The organism is Streptomyces sp. NPDC048191 (genome assembly GCF_040652655.1).
Classification (GTDB): domain Bacteria; phylum Actinomycetota; class Actinomycetes; order Streptomycetales; family Streptomycetaceae; genus Streptomyces.
Window position 1 is genome coordinate 159035 of record NZ_JBEZMO010000004.1, and the last position, 16854, is coordinate 175888.

At 73.2% G+C, this 16854-nt stretch carries 14 protein-coding genes and 1 pseudogene; 8 read left to right on the top strand and 7 right to left on the bottom strand.

Annotated elements, in window-relative coordinates; all coding sequences use genetic code 11:
- Positions 1-198 precede the first annotated feature (198 nt).
- A complete protein-coding gene (locus tag AB0D93_RS09340) occupies positions 199-1893 on the top strand; it encodes an LCP family protein (RefSeq protein WP_362115582.1) in 1695 nt (564 codons plus the stop codon).
- Between the two features lie 71 nt (positions 1894-1964).
- Positions 1965-2171 carry a Sec-independent protein translocase subunit TatA gene (gene tatA, locus AB0D93_RS09345; protein ID WP_362115585.1) on the top strand — a complete coding sequence of 69 codons (207 nt, stop codon included), beginning with the start codon at positions 1965-1967 and terminating at the stop codon, positions 2169-2171.
- Positions 2172-2188: 17 nt separating this feature from the next.
- Here the strand turns inward: tatA and AB0D93_RS09350 are convergent, their stop codons facing one another.
- The 3 genes from AB0D93_RS09350 to AB0D93_RS09360 all read right to left on the bottom strand — a co-directional run bounded on the left by AB0D93_RS09350 (position 2189) and on the right by AB0D93_RS09360 (position 3709).
- Entirely contained in the window at positions 2189-2422 is a 234-nt protein-coding gene (locus tag AB0D93_RS09350; protein WP_362115588.1) for a hypothetical protein, read from the bottom strand.
- A gap of 122 nt (positions 2423-2544) precedes the next feature.
- On the bottom strand, positions 2545-3414 hold the full coding sequence (locus AB0D93_RS09355; protein WP_362115591.1) for a class II glutamine amidotransferase: 870 nt from the start codon (positions 3412-3414) through the stop codon (positions 2545-2547).
- A gap of 154 nt (positions 3415-3568) precedes the next feature.
- Positions 3569-3709 (bottom strand): DUF1731 domain-containing protein, encoded by a 141-nt coding sequence (locus AB0D93_RS09360; protein ID WP_362115594.1) that lies wholly within the window; start codon positions 3707-3709, stop codon positions 3569-3571.
- Between AB0D93_RS09360 and AB0D93_RS09365 the strand changes: the two are divergent.
- Positions 3693-4045: pseudogene (locus AB0D93_RS09365) on the top strand (sigma factor-like helix-turn-helix DNA-binding protein); the annotation flags it as partial. The gene AB0D93_RS09360 and the pseudogene AB0D93_RS09365 sit on opposite strands and share 17 nt — an antisense overlap.
- 38 nt (positions 4046-4083) lie before the next feature.
- Here the strand turns inward: AB0D93_RS09365 and AB0D93_RS09370 are convergent.
- The gene (locus AB0D93_RS09370) at positions 4084-5109 is read right to left on the bottom strand and encodes a TIGR01777 family oxidoreductase (protein WP_362115597.1); all 1026 of its coding nucleotides are present in this window, start codon (positions 5107-5109) and stop codon (positions 4084-4086) included.
- 151 nt (positions 5110-5260) lie between these two features.
- Between AB0D93_RS09370 and AB0D93_RS09375 the strand changes: the two genes are divergently transcribed.
- From AB0D93_RS09375 to AB0D93_RS09385, 3 genes are all read left to right on the top strand, one after another.
- Positions 5261-5932 carry a ScbR family autoregulator-binding transcription factor gene (locus tag AB0D93_RS09375; RefSeq protein ID WP_362115600.1) on the top strand — a complete coding sequence of 224 codons (672 nt, stop codon included), beginning with the start codon at positions 5261-5263 and terminating at the stop codon, positions 5930-5932.
- 98 nt (positions 5933-6030) lie between these two features.
- On the top strand, positions 6031-6576 hold the full coding sequence (locus AB0D93_RS09380) for an NAD(P)H-dependent oxidoreductase (RefSeq protein ID WP_362115603.1): 546 nt from the start codon (positions 6031-6033) through the stop codon (positions 6574-6576).
- 315 nt (positions 6577-6891) lie between these two features.
- Positions 6892-7635 carry a class I SAM-dependent methyltransferase gene (locus AB0D93_RS09385; protein ID WP_362115606.1) on the top strand — a complete coding sequence of 248 codons (744 nt, stop codon included), beginning with the start codon at positions 6892-6894 and terminating at the stop codon, positions 7633-7635.
- A 235-nt stretch (positions 7636-7870) separates the two neighbouring features.
- On the opposite strand, the gene AB0D93_RS09390 is transcribed toward AB0D93_RS09385, so the two are convergent.
- Complete coding sequence (locus AB0D93_RS09390) at positions 7871-9037, bottom strand: helix-turn-helix domain-containing protein (protein ID WP_362115609.1); 1167 nt, start codon at positions 9035-9037, stop codon at positions 7871-7873.
- 160 nt (positions 9038-9197) lie between these two features.
- Here AB0D93_RS09390 and AB0D93_RS09395 point away from each other — a divergent pair, with 160 nt between their 5' ends.
- Both AB0D93_RS09395 and AB0D93_RS09400 read left to right on the top strand, forming a co-directional pair.
- Complete coding sequence (locus AB0D93_RS09395; RefSeq protein ID WP_362115612.1) at positions 9198-10691, top strand: long-chain fatty acid--CoA ligase; 1494 nt, start codon at positions 9198-9200, stop codon at positions 10689-10691.
- Positions 10692-10763: 72 nt separating this feature from the next.
- Positions 10764-11213, top strand: coding sequence for a DNA-binding protein (locus AB0D93_RS09400; RefSeq protein ID WP_362115616.1), 450 nt, complete (start codon positions 10764-10766; stop codon positions 11211-11213).
- A gap of 839 nt (positions 11214-12052) precedes the next feature.
- Here AB0D93_RS09400 and AB0D93_RS09405 read toward each other — a convergent pair.
- Together AB0D93_RS09405 and AB0D93_RS09410 are read right to left on the bottom strand one after the other, a co-directional pair.
- The gene (locus AB0D93_RS09405) at positions 12053-15223 is read right to left on the bottom strand and encodes an amidohydrolase family protein (RefSeq protein ID WP_362115619.1); all 3171 of its coding nucleotides are present in this window, start codon (positions 15221-15223) and stop codon (positions 12053-12055) included.
- A 246-nt stretch (positions 15224-15469) separates the two neighbouring features.
- A complete protein-coding gene (locus tag AB0D93_RS09410; protein ID WP_362115622.1) occupies positions 15470-16804 on the bottom strand; it encodes a hypothetical protein in 1335 nt (444 codons plus the stop codon).
- Between the last annotated feature and the right edge of the window lie 50 nt (positions 16805-16854).

Sequence of the window (16854 nt, forward strand, 5' to 3'; positions counted from 1 at the left end):
GCTCGGCGATTCCATGACATGCCTCACCTGTGAATCCTGTGCGTGTATGTGCTGTTCGGGCCACAGATTTGTTAGATTGCGCAACCACGCAAGCAATGGCGGAGCGGCGCGCTTCGCCCGCCCGTACCTCGCCGCGCGGGCCGTGCCGCACACCCCGCGGCCGGACCCGTCGCGCCCGACCGTTCAGGGGAGTGGGAGATGAGCGACCCGTGGGACGGGCCGGCCGGACAGGCCACGCGCAGCCGTAGCGCGCGGGTGCCCGGACAGCGGGCGGCCGAGCCCGACGGGGCGCGGTCGCGGGGCGGCCGGGCTGCGGCCCGCTCGCGCGGCGGCAGGCGGGGGCGCCGGGGCCGCCCGGTGGGCCGTGGCAAGAAGGTCCTGAAGATCCTCGCGATAGGCCTGTCGACGATCATCGTCGTCACGGCCGGTGCCGGGTGGTGGTTCTACGAGCACCTGAACGGCAACATCCACAGCGTCGCGCTCGACGGCAAGGGCGGCAGCGAGAAGGCCGACGCCTTCGGCCGTACCCCGATCAACATCCTGGTCATGGGCTCGGACGGCCGTACCAGTCAGGCCGACTGCAAGCTCGGCGGCGGCTGCTCGCAGACCGGGGTGCAGAGCGGCAGCAACGCGGACGTGGAGATGGTGGTGCACATAGCCGCCGACCGCTCCAACGCGACGGTGATGAGCATCCCCCGCGACACCATGACGAGGGTCCCGGCCTGCAAGGACAGTGAGACGGGCCAGTCCACGTCCGGTTACTACGGCCAGATCAACAGCGCGCTGCAGTACGGTCCCGCCTGTCAGGTGGCCACCGTCCACCAGCTCACCGGCGTTCCGATCGACCACTTCGTCAAGCTCGACTTCTCCGGCGTCGTGAAGATGTCCGACGCGATCGGCGGCGTCTCCGTCTGCGTCAGCGACGACGTGTACGACACGTACTCGCACCTGAAGCTGTCCCGGGGCACCCACACCCTCAAGGGCGACGCGGCCCTGGAGTTCGTCCGCTCCCGGCACGGCTTCGGCGACGGCAGCGACCTCGGCCGTACGATCTCGCAGCACATCTTCCTCAGCTCGATGATCCGCAAGTTCAAGAGCGCGGGCACGCTCACCGATCCCACGGCGGTCTACGGCCTGGCCGACGCCGCCACCAAGGCGCTGACCGTGGACGACGGCCTCGGCAGCGTGAAGAAGCTGATCTCGCTCGCGTCGGACGTGAACAAGGTGCCGACGAAGCGGATGACGTTCACGACGATGCAGACGGCCCCCGACCCGAACAACAAGGACCGGGTGGTCGTGGGCGCGGGCGCCAGGACGCTGTTCGCCACCATCGCCAACGACCAGTCGCTGACCACGGGCTCCGGCAAGAAGTCCGCGGCGGCCTCGGCAACCGCCAAGGCCACCGCCCCGGCCGTGCCCGCGTCCCAGATCGCCGTCACCGTCGAGAACGGCACCACGGTCACCGGCCGTGCCTCGGCCGTCGCGACCGCGCTGACCGACCAGGGCTTCAGCTCGGCCACGACCACCGCCAACGCGCCGAGCCCGGCGACGACCAGCACCCTCACCTACGGCACCGGCCAGAAGGCGCAGGCCAAGACGGTCGCCAAGGCGCTCGGGCTGCCCAGCTCGCATGTGAAGCAGGGCACGGGCACCGGTCTGACCCTGGTGATCGGCAGCGACTGGCCCAGTGGCACCGGCTACCCGGGCGGCAGCGCCGCACCGGCACCCGCCGACACCCAGGCCGCCGTCGGAGGCGCCCACGCCACCACCGCCGACCAGGCCAAGACCTGCGCCAAGGTCAGCCCGTACAGGACGGTCAACCTCAACGGCGTCGCCATGACACCGACCCAGGCGTACGCGGCGGCGCGGGGCAAGCCGGACTCGGACGCCTGACCGGCCACGGCGAGCCGCACTCGCCGGTTGTACAGTTGCGCAAGACCGCAAATCGGAGAGGGGTGGGCGCGATGCTCCGCAACGGACTGGAACCCTGGCACCTGCTGATCGTGGCGATCGTCGTCATCATGCTGTTCGGCTCGAAGAGACTGCCCGAGGCCGCCCGCGGCCTGGGTAAGTCCATGCGCATCCTCAAGAGCGAGGCCAAGGCGATGAAGGACGACGACACCGCCGGGCCGGCCACCGCTCCCACGGCCGGGACCAGGCCGGCCGAGTAACCCCCGCCGCGCTCCGGTCAGGGGCTGGCGATGTCGAAGCCGTACCGCAGGGGCTCGGCCGTCACCGTGTAGTCGCGGCGGTACAGATACACCGCCTCCGCGCGTACGCCGCCCGGCGGTGCGGCCTCGACCTGGCACGGATACGTGACCTGTATCACGCGTGGCCGGTCGGAGACCTTCATCCGCAGTCCGTCCGCCGGCCCGCCCTCGAGCACTGCGGTCTCCCAACCCGTCACTTCGGTACTCTCCACGGCCGAAAGTTTAAGGGTTGCGCAAGTCACGAGCCCGTGACCCGGGTCACGGAGGCACCGCTCCGTGTTCGTCCGGCGGGAAGGAGTCCTCCGCCCGGTGAGCGCGGTGCAGCGCGCCCGGCCTACGCGGGCCGTTGGGAGGCGGCCGCTTCGGGGCGCAGGTCGGCCAGGGTGAGCAGGTGAGCCGGCGGCTCGGTCAGGGCGACACGGGAGGTCACCTGTAGGTCGGGGCCGACGTGGAGCAGCTCGCCGGGTGCCATCAGCTGCCAGTGCGGGCTCTCGTCCATGCGCTCGCTGGCCACGACGACGGCGGGCCGCTGACCCAGATGCGCCGAGCGCACTCGCAGATGACCGTACCGGCCGGCGTGGTCGAGGTGCCGGGATCCGTGATGGCCGCCTGCCGGGCGCCGCAGGACGTACAGCTCGTGGGTGGCGGGATAGCGCAGGGCCCACAGCTCCCGGGCGGTGACGAGGATGACGTTCAGGGCGTACACGGGCAGATTCGCGGCGACCCAGCGTGCCGCGGACACGAGGCCGGCGGTCACGTCTCCGTCGTGCGCCGCGGTCTCCCGCGTGACCAGAGCGAAGAAGCGCTCGGAGTCGGTGTCGCCGTGCACCAGCGAACGGTCCTCGCCCAGGTGGGCGTCGAGCTCGTCCAGCCCCTCGATCACACCGTTGTGCGCGAACAGCCGTCCCTGCTCCTCGAAGGGGTGGGTGTTGCGCACGTCCAGCCCGCCGGTCGAGGCGAACCGGATGTGCGCGAGGAAGGTGGCCGACTCGACGTCCCGGGCCTCCCGGGCGAAGGCACGGTCCTCGTAGGCCGCGATCGCAGCCTTGTGCACCTCCGGCCTGCCGTCCGGGTCGAAGTACCCGAGTCCGGTCCCGTCGGGTTCACGGTGACTCTGCGCGCTGAGACTGTCGGGGGCGTCCAGCAGCCAGAAGGTGGCGTGGGTGCGGAGCGGGGAGCTGATCAGTCCGAACAGTCGGCACACAGCGTTCTCCTCGTCAACCGTCGTCCGCCGGGCCCCGTCGTCCGGCGCCCCGCCCGGACGACCATGGTCCCGCGTGCCGGGCGTTCGCGCACTCGCGCCACGGACGGAATCCGGCCCCATGCCCGGGCGTCTCCCGCTACGGCCGAGTCATCCCTCAACCAGCCGGTCGGAGCACCGAATCGAGCGCTCCGTCGATCGTCGGCTGAGCGAAGGCGAAGCCCGCCCGGTGCAGGGCGCGCGGTACGACGCGTGCGCTGCGCCGCTTCGCTCCTCGGTGAGCCTGGCTGCTGGTCATCCAGCGGCGCGCGGTGATCGGCAGCCATCGGCACGCCGCCGCGCGGCCCCGGCTGTCCGAGGTGGCCGACTGGCAGCCGGCGGTGGATTCGGCCCAGGCGCGGGACCTGCCCGATTCGACGACGGCATCGCTCTGTTGGACCTGCTAGCCCGTCTTCCGGAGGAGCGCCGCGAGGCGTTCGTCCGCACCCGACTGCTCGGCCTGCCCCGCGCGCGGGCGGCCGAGGCCGGCGCCTGTCCCGTCGGCACGGTCCGCTCCCAAGTGGCCCGCGTCCGCACGACGTTGGCCGGTCTGCTCGACGCGGCGGAGCGGCCCTGGGTCACGCCGCTGCCCTGAGTCGCGCGGAGGGCGGCGCCCGTCGTGCTTGGCCGGCGTCACCCTCGTCGCGGGGCCGCCCGCCGGGACCGGTGTGCCGTGCCCGTCTCTTCCCCGGTACGCACCCGCGTGCGGCGGCCCGCCCGGGACGACTTGACCCGCCGGACCAGGTCCACCGCCGCCGGCTCCCACTCCCGGTACGCGAAGCCGAACCCCGCCTCCAGCAGCCGGCCCGGGACCACTCGGCGGCTCTTGAGCAGCAACTCCGTGTCCGAGCGCAGCGCGAACGCCCCCAGCTCGGCCATCCACCGCGTCGCGGGCAGCCCCAGGGGGACGCCCCAGGCCGCACGCAGCGCCCGCATGAAGTCCCGCTGGGGGAGCGGGCCGGGGGAGGCGAGGTTCACCGGTCCCTCGATGTCGTCGCGGTCGACCAGGAACTCCACCGCGCGTACGAAGTCCTCGTCGTGGATCCAGGAGACGTACTGCGCACCCCCTGCCACCGGCCCGCCGAGCCCCAGTCTGACCAGGGACAGCAGGACGTCGAAGACGCCGCCCCGGTCCGGGCTCATCACCATCGCCGAGCGCAGCGCCACCTGCCGCGTCGCGGGGGTCGGCGTGTCGGCCTGCGCGCGCTCCCAGTTCCTCGCGATGTCGACGCTGTAGGACCAGTAGTCCGGAACTCCGGTCTCCGAGCCGCCCATCACGCCCGTCGCCTCGTCGTTGGCGGCGTCGAAGCGATGGGCGTAGACCGTCGCCGTACTCATCTGCAGCCAGACCCGCGGGGGCCGTGCGGCGGCGGCGATGGCCTCGCCGACCACGCGCGCCGAGTCCACCCGGGAATCCATCATGGCCCGCAGGTTCTCGGCGGTGTAGCGGCAGGAGACGCTGCGTCCGGCCAGGTTGATCACGACATCGCTGCCGTCCACCGCCTCGGCCCACCGGCCGAGGGAGACCCCGTCCCACCCGATCTGCCCTGCTCGCACCGGATGCCGGGACAGCACGGTGACCTCGTGGCCGGCTGCCGTCAGCGCACGATCGAGGATCGTGCCGACCTGTCCGGTTCCCCCGGGCAGAACTACCTTCATCGTGCCCCCTCGTTTTGGTGCGCACAGCGTAGCCCCGTTTTGAACGCGTTCAAAATGGAGGTCCGGCAACTGTCCGAGAGCGCCCTGCGGTTGACAAACGCTGCGGTAAGGTACGACCTGTTTGGTTTAATTTTCAGCTTGAGGAGGGTCCATGGCTCAGCAGGAGCGAGCTGTACGGACCCGACGTGCTGTTCTGGAAGCCGCCGCGGCCGTCTTCGCCGAGCGCGGATACGCGGCGGCCACCATCGCCGAGATCCTCAACCGGGCCGGCGTGACCAAGGGTGCTCTGTACTTCCACTTCGACTCCAAGGCCGCCCTCGCCCAAGGTGTCCTGCACGAGCAGATATCCGGCGAGTACCACGTCCCCCGGGAACTGAAGCTGCAGGAGTGGGTGGATGCGGGCATGACCCTGGCCGAGCGGCTGCCCAGGGAACCGATGCTGCTCGCGGGAGTCCGGCTCTCGGCGGACCTGCAGGGCCGCGACGTCTTCGGCAGCGCCTGGCCGGCCTGGGCCGAGCTGACCGGGGCCGTCCTCGCGGAGGCCAAGGAGCGCGGCGAGGTGCTCCCGCACGTGGTGCCCGAGCAGACCGCCGAGGTCTTCCTCGGCGCCTGGATCGGCGTGCAGTTCGTCTCGCAGGCGGTCGCGAACTGGGCCGACCTCGACCACCGCATGTCGGGTCTGTTCACCCATCTCCTCCCGGCGATCGCCGCTCCGGCCGTCCTCGTCCGCCTGGACACCGCACCGGACCGGGGGGCCAGGGTGATCGCGGAGGTACGGCAGAGGGCGGCGGCCCCGGCCGACGCCAACGACACCGGTCGATAGCGCACTTGGCCTCGCGACAGCCCCCTGACGACGCCCTTTACCAAACCGCTGGGTCGGTTTCCTGTCGGGCGGTGACCGGCGCGGAGTAGGTTGAGCGGATGACGTCCACGCCGATGATCCTGTTGCTCTCCGGGAGCCTGCGCAAAGGCTCCACCAATGAGGCCGTGCTGCGCACCGCGCGAGCCGTGGCGCCGTCCGTGGGGGTGGACACGGTCCTGTACGAGGACCTGGCCCGGCTTCCGCATTTCAACCCCGACGACGACACCGACCCGCCGCCGGCTCCGGTCGCAGGTCTGCGGGCGATGCTGGACCGTGCCGACGGGATCCTGGTCTGCACCCCCGAGTACGCGGGCACGCTGCCGGGCTCGTTCAAGAACCTGCTGGACTGGACCGTCGGCGGTACGGAGATCTGCGACAAGCCGACGGCTTGGGTCAACGCCGCCGCCCCCGGACGCGGCCAGGGTGCGGAGGCCACGCTGCGGACCGTCCTCGGATACACGGGCGCGCACATCGTGGAGCCCGCGTGCGTGCGGATTCCGGTCGGGCGGGACACGCTCGGCGCGGACGGGCTCATCGCCGATCCGGAGGCTCGCCGCCAACTCGGGGAGACACTAGGTCTGTTGGCGAGCTGCGGCTCCCGGTAAGGGAGGCCGCCCGTTCACGCGCACCGCCGACGTCGAGGCGGCTCGCCGTTGAGCTCGGGTCCGCGTACTGGGACCTGCCGACACGGGCGGCCCGGATGTCACCTACGGCTCCGGCGCCGCCCTGCTGTACGTCGACGGCTCCGGGAAGGCCGACAGACAGCCCTCGCCGTAGCCGGCGGCAGGGGATGCGGCCTGGCACGTGGCCGGCGCGGCGACGAGCCGGCGGCCCAACCGGTGTCAATGGCGCATACGAGGCCTGGGCGCGCGGTGGTAATTGGCTGGACAACTCCCGGGGCCGCGGCCAGCGTTGGTGCGATGGAGCAGGAGAAGATCTGGGACACCGCCGCCGCGCGGCGCTACGACACGCCCGGCACCGGGATGTTCGCCCCCGAGGTTCTCGGGCCGACCGTGGCACGCCTCGCCGAACTGGCGGACGGGGGAGCGGCGCTGGAGTTCGCGATCGGGACCGGCCGCGTCGCCGTCCCGCTGGCCGAGCGGGGCGTCCCCGTCACCGGCATCGAGCTGTCGGGGCCGATGGTCGGGCAACTGCGGTCCAAGGCCGACGAAGCCGTGATCCCCGTCGTCATGGGCGACATGGCGACCACCCTCGCGCCGGGGACGTACAGTCTCGTCTACCTCGTCTACAACACGATCTCCAACCTGCTCACGCAGGCCGAGCAGGTCGAGTGCTTCCGCAACGCCTCCCGCCATCTCGCGCCCGGCGGCCGGTTCGTGATCGAGCTGTGGGTGCCCGAGCTGCGCACGCTTCCCCCGGGCAAGGAGGCCACCGTGTGGCGCGCCGACGCCGGGTACGTCGGGCTGGACACCTACGACGTCCTCAACCAGCGTGTCGTATCGCACCATTTCCACTTCGACGGCACCGAGGAGGCCCGGCTGTACCGCAGCCCCCACCGTTACATCTGGCCGTCCGAGCTCGACCTCATGGCCCAACTGGCCGGATTCGAGCTGGAGTCCAGGCATGCGGACTGGGAGGGCGCCGAGTTCACCGCCGAGTCCCGTTCCCATGTCTCGGTGTACCGGCTTCCCGTGAGGCGTTAGCGGTGGAGCGTCGTGCCGCCGCCCGACGGAGGCACCCCGTCACCCCGGCGCGCCGTGTGTGTCCGCGCTGCGGGGGATCCGGCTGGTAGCGGCGGACGGCGACGCCGCACACCACGGACCGCGACAGCACCAGGGACTCTCCCAGGCCTGCCGGGCGAATAGGGGCGGGGCGCGGGATTCGTGCCGGAGTCGGCTCCTAGCCCGTCACGTCGCCGCGGACCGCTGCCGCGGATCCTCAGGAGGGCAGCAGGCGCAGGGCGTACAGTGCGGCGCCCAGGTCGGCGACGGCGATCGGGTCGGTGAGGGGGCGCCCCGTCAACTCCTCGACGCGGCGCAGCCGGTAGCGCACGGTGTTGGGGTGGACGAACAGCCGCTCCGCGGCTGCGGCGGCCACGCCGCCCGAGCCGAACCAGTGCCCGAGCGTCTGCAGCAGCCGTGCCCGCTCCGCGTCCGGCAGTTCGAGGAGCGGGCCCAGGGCGACCTCCACCAGCCGGCTCGCCTCGGCCGGAGCGGCTGCGACCAGCATGGCCAGCGGGCTGTCGTCGAACCGGGTGACCCCCGGACCCTCGCCGGGCAGCCCCGCCAGGGCCAGCCGGGCGAAACGCAGGGCCTGCGGCGTCTCCCGCAGCGAGTCGAACCGTGGGCTGACCCCGACCCTGACACGTCGGCGGCGCAGCACCCGCAGGCTCACCGACTCCGCGTCCCGGTGCCCGAGCGAGACGAGCCCGATCTGCTGGTCCGGCAGCAGCCGCCACACCGACGGCACGCCGGAGCGCCGCAGCGCCGCCTCGATCCCGGGCAGCGGCTCCTGGCCGGGATCCGGCACCGACGCGGCCACCACGGCGTACGGCCCGCGCTCCGGCAGACCGAGCTGCCTGGCCGCCTCCCACGGTGTCGTGCGATCCGCGAGGGCACCCGTGAACAGGGCCTCGGCCAGGGCCGAACGGCGGGCCTCGCGCTGCAGCGCCAGCTCGGCACTGGCCTCGCGGTAGGCGGCGGCCACGGCCTCCGCGTACCGGCCGAACAGGGACCAGATCTCGGAGGATCCGGCCACCAGCTCCGCGTCCGTCACCTCCGGGTGCCTGCGTGCCTCCTCGACCATCTCCGACCAGAACAGCTCGAAGCCCACCCGGTAGGCGTGCAGCGTGTCGGCGAGCGGCACCCCCTGCTCGGCGCGCAGCCGTCCGGTCTGCTGCGCGGCGCCCACGTCGGGTTCGGCGCCGTAGGCGAAACGCCCGAGGAGCAGATCGGCGTTCCCCTCGCAGGACTCCCTGAGCGACGCGACGGGGATGAGCGAGTCGTCCGCGTACGACTCGACCTCCGCACGGATGCGCTCGGCCATCCGCTGACCCAGCTCCGGGAGGCGCACACGCAACGCCGCCCCCACGTTCGACAGACTCATACCCGCAGCGTACGGCCTCCTGTTTGTCCTCAGGAACAACTTCGGCACGGGTGAACTGTGGGTGTCACCATGGACGCCCCTGATCGCGCGGGCGACCATGCCGTGAGCGCGCGCGGTGGGACCCGTGGGCGCGGCGGGAGCAGGTGTGCGAGGAGGCATCATGGCCAATTTGTCGGAATTCCTGGTGGAGACGGCGCGACGGCTGCCGGAACGCCCGGCGCTGCGGCTCGGCGCGACGGCCACCACCTACGCCGAGCTGGACCGGCTGAGCGCCCAGGTCGCCGCGCTGCTGCGCACCGAGGGCCTGCGCACCGGCGACCGGGTCGCGCTGATGCTCCCGAACGTGCCCGAGTTCGTCGTCCTGTACTACGCCGTCCTGCGCGCCGGCGGCGTCGTGGTGCCGGTGAACCCGTTGCTGAAGGAGCGCGAGACCGAGTACCACCTGCGGGACTCCGGCGCCGTACTGCTCTTCGAGTGGCACCAGGCACCCGGCGAGGGCGCCGCGGGCGCGGCCGCCGCCGGTGTGCGGCACCTGACGGTCGAGCCGGCAGCCTTCGCCGCCGAACTGGCCCGCCTGGAGCCGGAATACGAGGTGACGGCCGCCGCCGGGGACGACATCGCCGTGCTGCTCTACACCTCGGGCACCACCGGCCGTCCCAAGGGCGCCGCGCTCACCCACGCCGGACTGCGCCACAACACCGAGGTCAACGTCACCGAGGTGCAGCGGCTGACCTCCGACGACGTGATCGTCGGCTGCCTGCCGCTGTTCCACATCTTCGGGCAGACCTGCACCATGAACGTCGCCGTCCGCAGCGGGGCGTCCCTCACCCTCGTCCCCCGCTTCGAGCCGCAGACCGTGCTCGACGCCATCGCCCGCGACCGGGCGACCGTCTTCGAGGGCGTCCCCACCATGTACGCGGCGCTGCTCCAGCACCCGGGCGCCGACGCGGCCGACGTGTCCAGCCTGCGCGTGTGTATCTCGGGCGGCGCCTCGCTGCCGGTGGAGGTCCTGCACGGGTTCGAGCGGCGCTTCGGCTGCATGGTGCTGGAGGGCTTCGGCATGTCCGAGACCAGCCCGGTCGTCTCCTTCAACCACCCCGACCGCCCGCGCAAGCCCGGATCCATCGGCACCCCCGTCCGTGACGTGGAGGTCCGGCTGCTCGACGAGAGCGGACGGGACGTCGCACCGGGGGAGGTCGGTGAACTGGCCGTGCGCGGGCCCAACTTGATGAAGGAGTACTGGCACCGCCCCGAGGAGACGGCCGCCGCCATCCCCGACGGCTGGCTGCGCACCGGCGACCTGGCCCGCCGGGACGAGGACGGCTATCTGTACATCGTCGACCGCAAGAAGGACCTCATCATCCGCGGCGGCTACAACGTCTATCCGCGCGAGATCGAGGAAGTGCTGCACGAGCATCCGGCCGTCGCCCTCGCCGCGGTCCTCGGGGTGCCCGACGAGCGGCTCGGCGAGGAGGTGGCGGCCGCGGTCGTCCTGCGCCCGGGAGCCCGGGCGGACACCGAGGAACTGCAGCGGTTCGTCCGGGACCGGGTGGCCGCCTACAAGTACCCGCGCCTGCTCTGGCTGGCGGACGCGCTGCCGATGGGTCCCAGCGGCAAGATCCTCAAGCGGGAGATCGCCGCGCCGACCACCTGAACCAGCCTGTGTGAACGGTCCGTTCATCATATTCAGTTGTCATCATGTCGTGTGTGGTCCGATGCTGGTCGCATGTCATCGACCGCTGACCACACCGACCCCTTCACACCCCCGCAGCCGGAGCAGGCCCGTGCGCAACGGGTGTACGCCTCTCTGTTCCGCATAGCCGAGCGGCATGCCGCGACCGACGGGCAACGGCGCCGGCAGATCCATCCGTCGGTCCTCGCGCCGCACGAGGCCGTCCGGCTCGTGACGTTCCTGCTGAGCGGGGCCGCGCTGCCCGACGAGGGGGAGCCCGAGGTGGACCACGCCGACATCACCGCCGCGTTGAGCCTCGTGCCGCTGGTGCGGGCGGAGCTGGACGAACTGGAGGCCTCGCTCCTGCGGATGGCCCGTGGCCGCGCGATGACCTGGCCCGAGATCGCCTTCGGCCTCGGACTCGGCACACCACAGGCCGCACGGCAACGTTACGAACGCCTGGCCGGCCGCACCGCCACGGGCGACGAGGTCGAAGGCGCCTGACGGCCGACGGGCGGCGCCCGTGCACACGGCCATCCGGGACGGCGGTCGGGGCGCACTATGATCTCCGCCGTGGGGCCACGCGGACGACGGTTCGAGCGAGGAGCAGTTGTCGGCGTGGGCCTGCTGCTGCTCGCCGGTGGCGAGGACTCCCTCGGAGAGCCTCCGCCGCGCCCGACGGCGCCCTCCGCCGTCACCGCGTGCGTGAACTCGGCGGGGGAGCTGATCGCCGACGTGAACGACGACGGCCACCCGGACCGGGTCCGCGATCCCTCCCACCTGGGCCGCCTGCTGACCGTCACCTTCGCGGTCGGCACGGACCAGGAAGTCACCGCTACAGCACGTGAGTTGGCCGACCGCACCGGCGCCCGGCAGGAGTACGTGAGCGCTGCCGTGGCCGACTTCGACCGGGACGGATGGGCCGACCTGGTCGTCGTTGCCGGGGAGGAACAGCGCGGCGACGACCCGGTCGCCCCCCGGGTCGCCGAACTGCGGCTGGGCCCCTTCTCCACCACCGGACGCAGCCGGAGGACCGTCCCGCTCGACCTCGGGGCCACCAGGGACATCGCCGTCGCCGACGTCAACCACGACCGGTACCCGGACGTGTGGGCGTACACCTACACCGGCGACGGCTCCTACGAGACCCAGGTCCGGCTCGGGACCGGGACGCCGGGCTCGGGGCCGACACCGGCGCCTACACCACGGACAGCACGGCGTCGGGACACGACCCGCCCGCCGTGCCCGCGCACTCCGGCCCGACTCCCTTCCATCCACCGTGCGCGGCGGACGACCGGACCTGATGACGCCGTGCCTTCCAGCCGCCTGCGCCGGGTGCCGTCGCCCTACCCGCCGTCCGTGCCGGGGTGGCAGCACGACCCCTGCCGGAGGCGACCGGCCACCTCGAGCCACGTCATGTCGCGAGGCGGCTGGTGCGCGGCGGACCGCCCGGACCGGTGGGCCGACGTCAGGTCGCCCCGTGTGTGCGGGACCCCCTCACGTACGACGACCGGGATGTCGACGAGCGTGTCGAAGTCGGAGAACGGGTCGCCGCCGACGATCGTCAAGTCGGCGATCCTGCCCTCCTCCACCGTGCCGAGGTCGGCGTCGAGACCGAGGAGCCGGGCCGGTTCGACGGTCGCGCTGTGCAGGGCCTCGGCGGGCGTGAAGCCGTGGGCGTGCAGGGCGCGCAGGGCCAGATGCAGGGAGAGACCGACCGGGACCAGGGGCGCGTCGGTGCCCAGGGCGATCCGCGCACCGCGCGTCGCCAGCCGCCGGTAGTCGGCCATCTCGGTGGCCAGGGCCTGCCGCTGCGCGTCCGTGGGCGCGGTCCGGGCGCGCTCGCGGACGACGGCGACGTCCCAGGGCGGCATGAGACGCGTCACGCGTGGATCCTCGGCCAGCCGGGGGTCGGCGGCGAGCAGGACCTGCGCGCTGAACGGCGTGATGACCAGGGCGAAGGAGCCGTCCGCGTACTGCTCCACCAGATCCTGGCCGATGCGGCCGAGCGGGGTCGTGGCATGCCCGTACTCCAGGCGCTGCGTGGCCTGCAGATGGGTGGTCAGGTCCTGGCCCGCCGCCCGGCCGGGCGAGCACAGATGGCTGCCGCTGGGCACGCCGAGCGCGTGGGCGACCTCGGCCGCCTCGGCCATGACCTCGCCGGGAGCGCGCACATACGTCTTCACGAAGTCGACGTCCAGGGCTGCGGCACGCCGCAGGGTGCGCCGGACGCCGTCCCGGGTGCGGTGGGCGCGGCCCATGGCGTACGCGGTGCGCGCGCCGTCGATCAGTTCGGCGCAGGCGAGCTGCCGCGGGCCCAGCAGGTCCCCGGACCCGGCCGCCTCCCGCAGCCGGACCGCGTCGTACAGCGGACTGCCGAGACAGACCGTGGTCGTGATGCCGTACGCGAGCGCGGTGAGGCTCTGGCGCGCCCCGTAGGTGGCCGGATAGGGGTGGGTGTGGCTGTCGAAGAGACCGGGGACGACGGTCCGGTCGGCGGCGTCGAGGGTGCGGTGTCCGGGACGGCGGGCGCGGTGCGGCTCGACGGCCGTGATCCGCCTGCCGGTGACAAGGATGTCGACGTCGTGGCGTGGCGGCGCGCCGGTGCCGTCCCACAGTTGCCCGGCGTGGATCCGCAGCGGCTCGCGGGAGCCGTCCGCGACGCGCCCGGTGGTCAGGGGGAGCCGGAGCGTGCGGGCCCGCGAGGTGCTCAACGAGAGGCGGCGCAGTCGGCCGTCGGAGAGGTAGAGGAGGGTGCCGGAGTCCGCGGACCAGCTGGGGTGGTCGGCCGGTTCGTCGGTGAGCCGGCGGGCGGGACCGGCCGGCGTGCCGTCGGCCGTCACCGGCAGCAGCCACAGCGCCGACTCGGACACCAGCGCCATCCAGCGGCCGTCGGGGGACCACACGGGCCCGGAGGCGACCCGGTCGGACAGCGACTGGTGCTCGGCGGGCAGGTGACGGCGTTCGCTCCCGGTGCGGGTGTCGATGACACGGATGAGGTTGTAGCCCTCGCGGAAACGCCGGTTGAGCCGGTTGCGGTCGCAGAAGGCCACGTACCGGCCGTCGGGCGACCAGGTGGGGGCGCCGGGCGGCCCGTCGGTGGCGAGCGGCCGGGCCAGCTGCCGTTCGGCGCCCGTGGCCAGGGGGCGCAGCAGCAGGTTCCCGGTCACGTCCTGGCAGGCCAGCTGGGTGCCGTCCGGTGACAGCGCGGGATGGAGCCGGCCCCCTCCGGTCACGGGCTCGTCGGCGCCGGTGTCCAGGTGGTGGCGGCGTACGGCCACCAGCCCGTCCTGGTCCGTGCAGTACAGCAGGCTGCGTCCGTCCGGCGCCCACGCCGGCATCTGCAGCAGGTGCACGTCGGCAGCCTGGAGCAGCTTGCGCGGAGCGCCGTCGACCGGCATCAGCCACAGCGCGTTCAGCGCGACGAAGGCGACGCTGCGGCCGTCGGGGGACAGGGCCGGCCGGTGCAGACCGCGCACCGCATCCGGCTGCTCCGGGGCGAGCGGACGCCGTCGACGCGGCCGGGAGGGACCCGGCACCGGCATCCGCGCGGCGAAGGGAACCTCCCGCACGGAGGACCCGGCGAGGGAGCGGACGCGGATCCGGCCGTCACCGGCGTACAGCAGGGTGTCCTCGCTCAGCCAGCACGGTGGAGCGGCGGCCAGGTCCTCCTGCGCCGAGACGACCTCACCGTCGACCATCAGCAGTGCCGCGCCGGCCGGCGCCCCAGGGGTGCTCGCGCCGGTCAGATGCAGGTACGCGATCCGTCCCGAGGGCGAGACGGACGGGCACAGCAGGCGGCCTCCGGTCACCGTGCGCAGGACCTGCGCAGGGCCGCCCGTGGCCGGCACCCGGACCAGGGAAAGTCCGCCGTCGTTGCCGCCGCCCGGTGTGTGGGCGGCGCGCACACACACCAGCGACCTCCCGTCCGCCGACCAGGCCGGATCGAAGTCCTCGAAGTCCCCCGCGGTGAGCTGCCGCGGCCGGGCGTCGGCCACGTCCAGCACCCACAGTCCGTAGGAGGAGCCGGCCGTGGCGTCGCCGCCGCGTTCGGAGGAGAAGGCCAGCCGGGCGCCGTCCGGCGACCACGCGACCCCGCGGTCGTCCCAGGGCCCGTCCGTCAGCTGCCGCAGCCCGCCGCCGTCCGGCCGCAGGGTCCACAGATGGAAGCCGCCCCCGCGATAGCCGCAGACGGCCACCGTGCTCCCGTCGGGGGAGAGGGCGGGCCGGGTGGCCTCCAGCTCCCAGCCCGTCATCCGCACCGCCGTGCCACCGTCCCGGGGTACCAGCCACAGCACCCCCTGGACTTCGGCGACCAGGTCACCGCCGGCCCTGCTGCCGGTGACCGAACCGCCGGTCATCCGGCTGTAGTGGAGGAACCGCTCGCTGCCGTCGGCCGGCACGTCGGAGCCCGCCGGCGCTCCGGCCGCCGTCGCCACCCGCGCGGAGACCGCTGTGACCAGCCCTGCCGCCGCCGTCCCGAGAAACCCGCGCCGGCCGACGCCGCCGAAGTCCATGCCCCGTCCTTCCTGCCGTCTGCGTCCAGAGAAGGGGCAGCGGTACACCCCGCACCAGGGGGTGTTCCGGCCACACCGGTCCCACCCCACGCCCAGGGCAACGCCCGTACCGCACGGTGGTCACGGCGCGTCACCTGGCTGCGTGCGAGCGGGCCCGGCGGACACCTCACCGGCCGCGGACGGTGGAGCCGGTGTCCACGTCGGAGGGAGCGTCCGCCAGTCGTCCGGTGCGCGCCTCGATGCGGGTCACCAGCCCGTGAGCAGTAGATGGTTGAGGAGCAGGGCCACTGCCGCCTGCGCGGTCAGCCAGGCCCGGGGACGGGGGAGGAGCGCGCAGGCGGGCAGCAGCCACAGGGCGAAGGGCAGCCAGATGCGTTCCGTCTCCGCCTTGCTCATCCCGGACAGGTCGGCGACCAGCAGGGCGAGCAGCGCGGCCGTGACGAGGAACGCGAGCCGGGTGTCCGCGCGGCCCAGGCGGCCGGTCCCGCCGAGCAGTGCCGCGGTCGTCCGCCGCAGCCCCGCCGCCGTGGCCGGGCCGGTGACGACGGCGGTGCAGGCGAGATTGGCCCAGACCCAGTAGCCGTAGGGCCGGGTGCCGCCGACGCCCTGGTAGTAGCGGGTGACGAGAAGGTGGTAGGCGTGCCACCAGTCGAAGCCGGCGAGCGTGAACACCACTGGTACCACGGCCACTCCGGCGAGCAGGGACAACAGGAGGGCCGGGAGTTCCCGCGGTCCGCGGCGCCCGAGCGTGACGACCGCCGCGCCGATCAGGGCGAACAGTGTCAGGCCGTAGGAGAGGTAGCACGTCAGGCCGAACAGCAGGCCTGATGCCGCCGCGTACCCGTGGGACCGCCGGGTCGCCGCCAGGGCGAGCAGCGCCAGGGACCAGGCGGCGACGGCGGCGAAGTAGCCGTCGGCGGAGGTGCCCTGCCACACCGCGGCCGGGGCCAGCACCACGAACGACGCGGCGCGCCGCGCGAGTGTCTCGTCGGCCAGCGCGCGGATCGCGACCAGCACGGCCACGCACCCCGTCGCCCCCACGGTGATGCACCACATCCCGGCCCAGCCGCCGCCCCGCAGCCCGATCCGGTCCAGCAGCACGAAGGTGAGCGTGGCGGCCGGCGGATGGCCGGCGATGTGGGCCGGCCACGGGTCGGGTGTGCCGCTGACGATGTGGTGGGTGAAGTCGCGCAGGGTCGCCGGGATGTCGTGGAAGCGCCCGATGACGCTCAGGTACTCGTTGCGGGTGGTCAGCCGCACCGCGACGCCCTGGTGCCAGCCGTCGACCAGGGCGAGCGACAGGATCCAGGCCAGCGCGCCCGCCCAGGCCGCCGCGAGCAGCGCGCGCCAGGGCAGCCGGGCCGCGACCCGGGGACCGTACGCCACGGCGGCCGCCGCGACCGCCAGGGCCGCCGGGGTGCCGGGACCGATGTGCGGGTCCCAGTCGGCGAACAGCGGCGGCCAGTGCACGAACAGGGTGTGGCGGGTGTCCTGGATGTGCCGGCCGATGAGGACGGCCGCCGTCACGAGGAGGACGGCGGCACCGGCGGCGTACAGGTCGCGGCGGAGGGATCGGGTCACACCGGAACGCTAGGCCGGGAGGGCGGCACCCAGCCGCCGCGCGGGCCGGA

Coding starts and splice junctions, on each gene's coding strand:
- AB0D93_RS09395 (WP_362115612.1), top strand. CDS start 9,198: ATGGCCAATTTGTCGGAATTCCTGGTGGAGACGGCGCGACGGCTGCCG.
- AB0D93_RS09380 (WP_362115603.1), top strand. CDS start 6,031: ATGACGTCCACGCCGATGATCCTGTTGCTCTCCGGGAGCCTGCGCAAA.
- AB0D93_RS09370 (WP_362115597.1), bottom strand. CDS start 5,109: ATGAAGGTAGTTCTGCCCGGGGGAACCGGACAGGTCGGCACGATCCTC.
- AB0D93_RS09400 (WP_362115616.1), top strand. CDS start 10,764: ATGTCATCGACCGCTGACCACACCGACCCCTTCACACCCCCGCAGCCG.
- AB0D93_RS09375 (WP_362115600.1), top strand. CDS start 5,261: ATGGCTCAGCAGGAGCGAGCTGTACGGACCCGACGTGCTGTTCTGGAA.
- AB0D93_RS09385 (WP_362115606.1), top strand. CDS start 6,892: ATGGAGCAGGAGAAGATCTGGGACACCGCCGCCGCGCGGCGCTACGAC.
- AB0D93_RS09405 (WP_362115619.1), bottom strand. CDS start 15,223: ATGGACTTCGGCGGCGTCGGCCGGCGCGGGTTTCTCGGGACGGCGGCG.
- tatA (WP_362115585.1), top strand. CDS start 1,965: ATGCTCCGCAACGGACTGGAACCCTGGCACCTGCTGATCGTGGCGATC.
- AB0D93_RS09390 (WP_362115609.1), bottom strand. CDS start 9,037: ATGAGTCTGTCGAACGTGGGGGCGGCGTTGCGTGTGCGCCTCCCGGAG.
- AB0D93_RS09340 (WP_362115582.1), top strand. CDS start 199: ATGAGCGACCCGTGGGACGGGCCGGCCGGACAGGCCACGCGCAGCCGT.
- AB0D93_RS09360 (WP_362115594.1), bottom strand. CDS start 3,709: ATGACCAGCAGCCAGGCTCACCGAGGAGCGAAGCGGCGCAGCGCACGC.